Origin of the sequence: Mycobacterium sp., from assembly GCF_039583805.1 — a bacterium.
Lineage (GTDB): Bacteria > Actinomycetota > Actinomycetes > Mycobacteriales > Mycobacteriaceae > Mycobacterium.
Genome location: NZ_JAVKSH010000144.1, coordinates 1 through 6,884 on the forward strand (window position 1 = coordinate 1; position 6,884 = coordinate 6,884).

The 6,884-nt window shown below is 68.3% G+C and carries 6 protein-coding genes; 1 reads left to right on the forward strand and 5 read right to left on the reverse strand.

The window, feature by feature from the left end; translation table 11 throughout:
• Positions 1-122: 122 nt before the first annotated feature.
• From ABDW21_RS15635 to ABDW21_RS15655, 5 genes are all read right to left on the reverse strand, one after another.
• Entirely contained in the window at positions 123-1,367 is a 1,245-nt protein-coding gene (locus tag ABDW21_RS15635; protein WP_343710693.1) for a fatty acid desaturase, read from the reverse strand.
• A gap of 365 nt (positions 1,368-1,732) precedes the next feature.
• Entirely contained in the window at positions 1,733-2,215 is a 483-nt protein-coding gene (locus ABDW21_RS15640) for a hypothetical protein (protein ID WP_343710694.1), read from the reverse strand.
• Positions 2,208-2,486, reverse strand: coding sequence for a putative holin (locus ABDW21_RS15645; RefSeq protein WP_343710695.1), 279 nt, complete (start codon positions 2,484-2,486; stop codon positions 2,208-2,210). The genes ABDW21_RS15640 and ABDW21_RS15645 overlap by 8 nt, the downstream gene beginning before the upstream one ends.
• A gap of 30 nt (positions 2,487-2,516) precedes the next feature.
• Positions 2,517-3,041: a DUF779 domain-containing protein gene (locus ABDW21_RS15650; RefSeq protein WP_343710696.1), complete on the reverse strand. Its 525-nt coding sequence runs from the start codon at positions 3,039-3,041 to the stop codon at positions 2,517-2,519.
• Positions 3,042-3,057: 16 nt separating this feature from the next.
• Entirely contained in the window at positions 3,058-4,581 is a 1,524-nt protein-coding gene (locus ABDW21_RS15655; RefSeq protein WP_343603206.1) for an aldehyde dehydrogenase family protein, read from the reverse strand.
• A 56-nt stretch (positions 4,582-4,637) separates the two neighbouring features.
• Between ABDW21_RS15655 and ABDW21_RS15660 the strand changes: the two genes are divergently transcribed.
• Complete coding sequence (locus tag ABDW21_RS15660) at positions 4,638-6,665, forward strand: prolyl oligopeptidase family serine peptidase (RefSeq protein WP_343603207.1); 2,028 nt, start codon at positions 4,638-4,640, stop codon at positions 6,663-6,665.
• The last annotated feature ends 219 nt before the right edge of the window (positions 6,666-6,884 follow it).

Here is a 6,884-nt window from a genome sequence, read left to right on the forward strand (position 1 = left end):
AAACCCAACCCCCACAGGCACAACGCCACACGCCGCACAAGGGCTAACCCGATCGCGGTGCGGAAAACGGGCCTAGCGGCCGAAGGATCTCCTACATCTGCGACTGCTCTCGATCTGCGGCCTCATCGACTCCGAGTACCTCGCGGCGCCCTGCGTGCGTCCCTGCGGGCACGTATTGCTGTCGCCAATCCACGTCGCCGCACACCGTCCCCGGCGCCGGATGAGTCCGAGCGTGTCGCGACATCCCGGAATTTCTCCTCGGACGCCGTCTCTGGTGCGTCATCGGAGGTGGCGGACAGGAACCAGTCCGGCAGGGCCAGTTTGCAGATTGTGCGCGCCGTGAGCAGGTACTGGCGCGCAAACGAACCGGTCGTGTAGGGCAGGTCATAGTCCACGCACAAGGCGCGCACCCGTTCGGCGATCTCGGGGTATCGATTGCTCGGCAGGTCAGGAAAAAGGTGATGTTCGATTTGGTAACAGAGGTTTCCCGTCATGAACGCCAGTACCTTCCCGGCCCGGAAGTTCGCAGTGCCCAGCATCTGCCGCAGATACCATTCCGGCTTCGTCTCACCCTCGAGCACCGACGGGGTGAACTTCTCCGCTCCGTCCGCGAAGTGACCGCAGGCGATCACCACGTACGCCCACGCATTGCGCAGCCCGTTGGCCACCACATTGGCCCCGAGTGTGCGGCGCCACCGCCGGAGACTCAGCGCGGGGAAGAGGACATAGTCCTTGCCGGCCTGGCGAGCAATCTTGCGGAGCAACGCGGTTTTGTGGGCGGCTTTCCCGGCCTCTGTCGTCTCGCGATCCTGCACCGCATACAAGCCGTGGAACGCGACGCCCCATTCGAAGGCGGCCGCCAGCAGCACAGCACGCAACGGCTGGACCAAGTTGCTGGCCTGCCACTGCTGGTCCCGGGTGACCCGCAAGACGCCGAATCCGAGGTCGTCGTCCACGCCGACGACGTTTGCGAAGACGTGGTGTCGGTAGTTGTGGGAGTACCGCCACTGCGACGTGAGAGCGGCCATGTCCCACTCCCAGGTACTGGAATGGATTTCCGGGTCGTTCATCCAATCCCATTGGCCGTGGCTGATGTTATGGCCGAGTTCCATGTTGTCGATGCTTTTGGCCACGGCCAGGGCGACGGTTCCGACCGCCCATCCGATCCTGCTTTTGCTCCCGAGGATGATCAGCCTCGCGACGATCTCGAGGGATCGGTGAAAAGCGATGACGCGCAGTATGTATGCCCGATCCTTGGCGCCGCGCGACGCCTCGATGTCGCCGCGGATAGCTTCCAACGCGACCGCGAGCGACTCGACGTCCGCGTCGCTCAGATGGGCGTATTCAGCGACGTCGGTGATGGCCATCGACGCTCACAGAGATTCGGGCAACATCGTGGGCGGCTGTGCTTCGCGCACGGTCGCGCGGCGACAGCCGGCGTTACACAGCATCTAGAGTCACGTCCGATCTGTGGATGCGGCTGCCCTCGCTCTCGTCACGGGACGGAGGGCACGGCAGCCCCCCGAACCTCGGGGTCCGGTAGGCGGCGGGGCCACCTACTCGAACACCGAACCTGCTTTGTCGGCTCTACGCCGTATGGACCCTAGACCCCTGCGGCGCCACCAGCAAGCACGGGCGGGCACCCTGCACGTCGACCTCGGGCACAGCCTGTGGCTGAAGGCCTGTGACTGGCGACGTGTCTGTCCACCAGGTGGCCACGTCCGAAACACCTTCAGTAGGGAATGACACCCACCAGGCAGGGCTGCGGGCTGTGGTCGCAGTAGAAGCGGCCGTAGAACGGGGCCGCCGCGACGACGGAGGCGAACACCGCCGACATCACCGCGATGGCCAACGCCGACAGCAGCGGCTTGTCCGCCATCGCCAGGATCAACCCGGCGACCGTGCACGCCACCACGTAGACCAGGACGACGAACACCACCGGCGTCTTGTGCGGCGACGGGTCGCGGGTCCACCAGAAGAACAGACCGGGCCCGACCGCCGCCGCCGGAACCCACACCGCGAACAGCAGCGACACCAGCTGCCACCACTTCACGTTGTGGTAGCGGCCGGGCACGGTGATCGACGGCGCCGGCGCGGCAGCCGGGTCCGGCGAGGGAGCCTGGACCACCGGCAGCTGCACGTCGGTGTCGAAGGTCGGCGTGTACGGCTCGGTCTTCGGCAGCGCGTCGTCGTCGTGCGGATCGCGATCAGCCACGGGTCATCACCTCGATCACGGTGAGCACTCCGAACCAGCCCGGTGCCAACGCCAGGGCGAACGCACCCAACGCCGTCACCCAGCGGCGACGCGACAGCAGGATCAGCAACAGACCGGTGACACTGGGTATCCCGACGACCAGGGCGATGACGACGTCGGGCCGGACCCGGGTGTGAACCAACAGGGTGGCCGCGGCGCCGGCCAGCACGCCCACCGCCACGCCGAGCAGCATCGTGCTGGCCAAAACCCACGAACGCGGCAGCGGAATCACGGTTTACGACTGTACTGCGGCAGCCCGCGGCTAGCGCGGTACATGTGCGGCGTGCCCGCCGGATATCGGGCCGGGGGCACCACCCGCCAGCGGTGGAACGTCAGCCGCGTCAGCCACCACCGGGCTGCGCGCCGGCGGCCGCTCACCGCGCTCGTAGCCGGCCCCGGTGATCACCGGGGCCTGCGCCAGCCCGCCGTTCTCGGCGTCGCTGAACGCCCGCCCGCGGGACAGAAACCGCACGCCGTCCGGGGCTTCCAGGCTGAACCCGCCGCCGCGGCCGGGCACCACGTCGATGACCAGCTGGGTGTGTTTCCAGGTCTGGAACTGCGGCCCGGAGATCCACACCGGCACGCCGTCACCGGCGCCGTTTTCCAGATCGAGCACGCCCAGCAGCACGTCGCGGTCGCCGACGATGAAGTCGCCGTCGGGGTAGCACATCGGCGACGACCCGTCGCAGCAGCCACCGGACTGGTGGATCATCACCGGGCCGTGCCGCGCGATCAGCCGGCTCAGCAGCTGCGCGGCGGCCGCGGTGATCACCACCCGGTCGACCATCAGAACAGGCCCCCTCTCAGAACAGGCCCACCGCTTTCTCCGAGTAGGACACCAGCAGGTTCTTGGTCTGCTGGTAGTGGTCAAGCGCCATCTTGTGGTTCTCCCGGCCGAACCCGGACTGCTTGTAGCCGCCGAACGCCGCGTGCGGCGGGTACGCGTGATAGCAGTTGATCCACACCCGGCCGGCCTGGATCTCACGCCCGGCCCGGTAGGCGGTGTTGCCGTCGCGGCACCACACGCCCGCGCCCAGGCCGTAGAGGGTGTCGTTGGCGATGCTCATCGCGTCGTCGTAGTCGGTGAACGACGTCACCGCCACCACCGGCCCGAAGATCTCCTCCTGAAAGACCCGCATCTTGTTGTTGCCGCCGACGATCGTCGGCTGCATGTAGTAGCCGCCGGACAGGTCGCCGCCGAGCTCGGCGCGCTCGCCGCCGGTGATGATCACCGCACCCTCCTGCTTGCCGATCTCGATGTAGGACAACACCTTTTCGAGCTGGTCGTTGGAGGCCTGCGAGCCGAGCATGGTCGCGATGTCGAGCGGGTCGCCCTGGCGGACCGCCTTGGTGCGGATCGCGGCGAGCTCGAGGAACTCGTCGTGGATGTCGGCCTGGATCAGGCTGCGCGACGGGCAGGTGCACACCTCGCCCTGGTTGAGGGCGAACATGGTGAAGCCCTCCAGCGCCTTGTCGCAGAAGTCGTCGTGGGCAGCCATCACGTCGGAGAAGAAGACGTTGGGGCTCTTGCCGCCCAGCTCCAGGGTGACCGGGATCAGGTTCTGCGACGCGTACTGCATGATCAGCCGGCCGGTGGTGGTCTCCCCGGTGAACGCGACCTTGGCGATCCGGTTGCTCGACGCCAGCGGTTTGCCGGCTTCGGCGCCGAACCCGTTGACGACGTTGACCACCCCGGGCGGCAGCAGGTCTCCGATCAGGCTCATCAGGTACAGGATCGACGCCGGGGTCTGCTCGGCGGGCTTGAGGACTACCGTGTTGCCCGCCGCCAGCGCGGGCGCCAGCTTCCAGGCGCCCATCAGGATCGGGAAGTTCCACGGGATGATCTGCCCGACCACGCCCAGCGGCTCGTGGAAATGGTAGGCCACGGTGTTCTCGTCGACCTGGGAGAGCGCACCCTCCTGGGTGCGGATCGCCGCGGCGAAGTACCGGAAATGGTCGGCGGCCAGCGGGATGTCGGCGGCGATCGCCTCACGGATCGGTTTGCCGTTGTCCCAGACCTCGGCCACCGCCAGGTCCTGGCGGTGCTCGTCGATGCGGTCGGCGATCTGCGAAAGGATCGCGGCCCGCTGCGCGGGCGCCGTCCTGCCCCACGCCGGCGCGGCGGCGTGCGCGGCGTCGAGCGCGGTGTCGACGTCGGCCTCGTCGGAGCGCGGCACCTCGCAGAACGGCTGGCCGGTCACCGGGGTGGGGTTCTCGAAATACCGCCCGTGCACCGGCGCCACCCACTCGCCGCCGATGAAGTTGCCGTAGCGGCTCTGGTAGGACATCAGCGCACCCGCGGATCCTGGACGTGCAAAAACGGTCATCGGCTCAGCTCCTCGTCCTCTACTGTTACGCAGCTCACACTACCGCCGCGACCACAATGGCTGCCATGGTTGCGCTGGACCCGGACGACCCCTACCGGTGGCTGGAGGACATCACCGGCGAGGACGCGCTGAACTGGGTGCGCGCCCACAACGAGCCGACGGTGACGCAGTTCTCCGGCCCGGATTTCGAGCAGATGCGCGCCCAAGCAATCGAGGTGCTCGACACCGACGCGCGCATCCCCTACGTCCGTCGTCGCGCGGAGTTCCTCTACAACTTCTGGCGGGACGCGGCCAACCCCCGCGGGCTGTGGCGGCGCACCACACTGGACAGCTACCGAAGCGACGCCCCCGACTGGGACGTGCTGATCGACGTCGACGAGCTGGGGCGGGCCGACGGCCAAAACTGGGTATGGGGTGGCGCGACCGTGATCGAGCCCGAGTACACCCGCGCACTGATCAGCCTGTCCCGCGGCGGCTCGGACGCGGCGGTGGTACGCGAATTCGACATGACGACACGCGAATTCGTCGCCGACGGGTTCGCGTTGCCGGAAGCCAAGACCTCCGTCAGCTGGGCCGACCCGGACACGGTGCTGGTCGGCACCGACTTCGGTGACGGGTCACTGACCGAGTCGGGCTATCCGCGGGTGGTCAAGCGGTGGCGGCGCGGCCAGCCGCTGGCTCAGGCGCAGACCCTGTTCGAGGGGTCGAGCCGCGACGTGACGGTGGCGGCGGGCGTCGACCGCACACCGGGTTTCGAGCGCACCCTGATCCGGCGCGCCGTGGACTTCTTCAACGACGAGGTGTACGAGCTGCGCGGCCTCCCGGACGATCCGGAGCTGATCCGCGTCGACGCGCCCACCGACGCGACAGTCTCGGTGCATCGGCAGTGGCTGCTGATCGAGCTGCGCACCGACTGGCTGACCGGTACGGCGTCCTATGCTGCGGGCTCGCTGCTGGCCGCCGGCTACGACGACTTCCTCTGCGGCGCAGCATCTTTGCAGGTCGTGTTCGAGCCCGACGAGCACACCGCGCTGCACCAGTACGGGTGGACCCGTGACCGGCTGGTGATCGTCACCCTGGCCGACGTGGCCAGCCGCGTCGAGATCGTCACACCGGGCAGTTGGCGGCGCCGGGCGGTCACCGATGTCCCCGCCAACACCACCACCGTGATCGCCGCCATCGACGACACCGGCGACGAGGTCTTCCTGGACTCCAGCGGGTTCGACACACCGTCGCGGCTGCTGCACGGCGCGGTGGACGGACCGCTGCGGCAGATCAAGTCCGCGCCGGCGTTCTTCGACGCACACCGTCTGGACGTCACACAGCATTTCGCGGCGTCGGCGGACGGCACCTCGATTCCGTACTTCGTGGTCCGCCCGCGCGACGCCGCCGGCCCGACGTTGCTGCACGGCTACGGCGGGTTCGAGTCGTCGAGCACTCCCGGATACGACGGGGTGCTGGGCCGGCTGTGGCTGGCCCGCGGCGGCACCTACGTGCTGGCCAACATCCGCGGCGGCGGCGAGTACGGGCCCGGCTGGCACACCCAGGCGATGCGCGCGGGCCGGCATCTGGTGGCCGAGGACTTCGCCGCGGTGGCAACGGACCTGGTGCGTCGCGGCGTCACCACCGTCGAGCAGCTCGGCGCGGAGGGCGGCAGCAACGGCGGTCTGCTGATGGGCGTCATGCTCACCCAATACCCGCAGCTGTTCGGCGCGCTGGTATGTCAGGTGCCGCTGCTGGACATGCGCCGCTATCACCTGCTGCTGGCCGGCGCGTCCTGGATGGCCGAATACGGCGATCCCGACGACCCCGACGACTGGGCGTTCCTCTCCCAATACTCGCCGTACCACAACATCGCGGCCGACGTGCGCTATCCGCCGGTGCTGGTCACCTCCTCGACCCGCGACGACCGGGTGCATCCCGGGCACGCCCGCAAGATGACGGCCGCCCTGGAGGCGGCCGGGCACCGGGTCTGCTACTACGAGAACATCGAGGGCGGGCACGCCGGAGCGGCGGACAACGCGCAGGCCGCGTTCAAGGCGGCGCTGAGTTTTTCGTTCCTGTGGCGGATTCTGGGGCGGTAGCCACCGGCGCGTTGCACCGCGGATGCGTGACCGGCGTGCCACGATCGAAGACTCGGAGGTCCAGATGAGTCCGTTGCTGGTGGTATTCATGTCAGTCGGTCTGCCGATCGCGGGTGTCGGCCTGTTCGAGCTGCAGGCGCGACTCGAACAGTGGGCTCAGCGGCGTCACGCCGACGACTAGCGGTGCGGCGGGAGGTGCGGCCGGCCGGCAGTGCCTAG